This is a genomic window from Vibrio sp. SG41-7 (assembly GCF_014164465.1).
Taxonomy (GTDB): Bacteria; Pseudomonadota; Gammaproteobacteria; order Enterobacterales; family Vibrionaceae; genus Vibrio; species Vibrio splendidus.
In genome coordinates, this window is sequence record NZ_JACJFF010000246.1 from 1 (window position 1) to 2564 (window position 2564).

Sequence of the window (2564 nt, forward strand, 5' to 3'; positions counted from 1 at the left end):
ACGATCACTCAGTTTACTTATGACGGTCAGCTAAGAACGCTTGATCAAAATGACACTGGCGAACAGCAGTTCAGCTTCACAGAAGGCGAGTTGTTTATCACCCTTGAAGGTGAAGTGCGCTTTGAGCCAAACCGCGACCTAGACCACACCGCGAGTGAAGATATTGTGAAGTCGATTGTGGTCACTTCAAGTGATTTCGATAACGACTCTCTGACTTCTACCGTAACGCTGACCATTACTGATGGTGATAACCCTACGATCGACGTCATTCCAAGCGTTACCCTTTCTGAAACTAATCTGAGTGATGGCTCTGCTCCAAGTGGCAGCGCGGTAAGCTCGACTCAAACCATTACTTTCACTAATCAAAGTGATGATGTGGTTCGTTTCCGTATTGAGTCAACGGAGTTCAATACTAACGATGATCTTAAATCGAACGGTTTAGCTGTTGAGTTACGTGAAGACCCGGCAGGGTCGGGTGACTACATTGGTTTTACGACCAGTGCGACGAATGTCGAAACCACGGTATTTACGCTTAGCTTCTCTAGCACTACATTAGGTGAATATACTTTTACTCTGCTTGAGGCTTTGGATCATCAAGATGCCCGAGGCAACAACGATCTCAGTTTTGAACTGCCTGTTTATGCGGTAGACAGTGATGGTGATGATTCACTGATGTCACCGTTAAGTGTGACCATCGGCGATGATGTTCAAATCATGCAAGATAGTACGTTAGATATCGTCGAGCCAACCGTCGCAGATTTGGCCGCTGGCACAGTGACAACTAACACCATTGATGTGATGCCAAATCAAAGTGCCGATGGCGCAACGGTGACGCAATTCACTTATGATGGCCAGCTTCGAACACTTGACCAAAATGACAATGGTGAGCAGCAATTTAGCTTCACAGAAGGTGAACTGTTCATCACGCTTCAAGGTGATGTGCGCTTTGAGCCTAATCGTAATCTAGACCACACACTCAGCGAAGACATCGTGAAATCAATCGTGGTGACATCTAGCGATTCCGATAACGATGTGTTGACCTCAACCGTCACTCTGACCATTACCGATGGTGATATCCCAACCATTGATAATGTTCCAACTGTGAACTTGTCGGAAAAAAATCTGAGTGATGGCTCTGCACCAAGTGGCAGCGCGGTGAGCTCAACTCAAACAATTACTTACACCACTCAAAGTGATGATGTGACAAGCTTCCGTATTGAACCAACGGAGTTCAATGTTGGTGGCGCTTTGACATCAAATGGATTGGCCGTCGAACTGAAAGCTGACCCAACCACACCGGGTGGTTACATCGGTTTTGTTACGGATGGCTCGAACGTTGAAACCAACGTGTTCACGATTAGCTTCTCAGATACTAATTTAGGTCAATACACCTTCACTTTACTGGAAGCATTAGACCATGCGGATGGCCTTGCAAATAACGATCTGAGCTTTGATCTGCCAGTCTACGCCGTCGACAGTGATGGCGATGATTCATTGGTTTCTCAACTTAACGTAACCATTGGTGACGATGTTCAAATCATGCAAGGTGGTACGTTAGATATCACTGAGCCAAATCTTGCAGATGGCACAATCACAAGCAACACCATCGATGTGATGCCAGAGCAAAGCGCTGACGGCGCGACGATCACTCAGTTTACTTATGACGGGCAAGTTCGAACACTTGATCAATCTGACAACGGTGAGCAGCAATTTAGCTTCACTGAAGGCGAGTTGTTCATCACTCTTCAAGGTGACGTGCGCTTCGAACCAAACCGTAATCTAGACCACACGCTTAGCGAAGACATCGTAAAGTCGATTGTGGTGACTTCAAGCGATTTAGATAACGATGTGGTGACGTCAACGGTCACTCTGACTATTACTGATGGTGACATCCCAACGATTGATGCAGTGCCAAGCGTTACTCTGTCTGAAATAAATCTTGCTGATGGCTCTGCGCCAAGCGGCAGTGCAGTCAGTCAAACTGAGACGATTACCTTCACCAATCAAAGTGATGATGTGGCGAGTTTCCGTATTGAACCTACTGAATTCAATGTCGGCGGTGCACTGAAATCGAACGGTTTTGCGGTTGAGATAAAAGAAGACTCTGCTAATCCGGGTACTTACATCGGCTTTATTACCAATGGTTCGGGCACTGAAGTTCCAGTGTTCACGATTGCTTTCTCTACGAGTACGTTGGGTGAATACACCTTTACTCTGCTTGAAGAGTTAGACCATGCGGATGGTTTAGATAAGAACGATCTGAGTTTTGATCTGCCTGTTTATGCGGTTGATACGGACGGCGACGATTCACTGGTGTCTCAGCTGAATGTGACCATCGGTGATGATGTTCAAATCATGCAAGATGGTACGTTAGATATTATCGAGCCAAATCTTGCAGACGGCACAATCACAACCAACACCATTGATGTGATGCCAAACCAAAGTGCTGATGGTGCGACGATCACTCAGTTTACTTATGACGGTCAGCTAAGAACGCTTGATCAAAATGACACTGGCGAACAGCAGTTCAGCTTCACAGAAGGCGAGTTGTTTATCACCCTTGA

Annotated in this window: 1 pseudogene; it reads left to right on the forward strand. The window is 46.1% G+C overall.

Annotation, left to right across the window (positions count from 1 at the left end):
- Positions 1-2564: pseudogene (locus H5300_RS26295) on the forward strand (hypothetical protein); the annotation flags it as partial.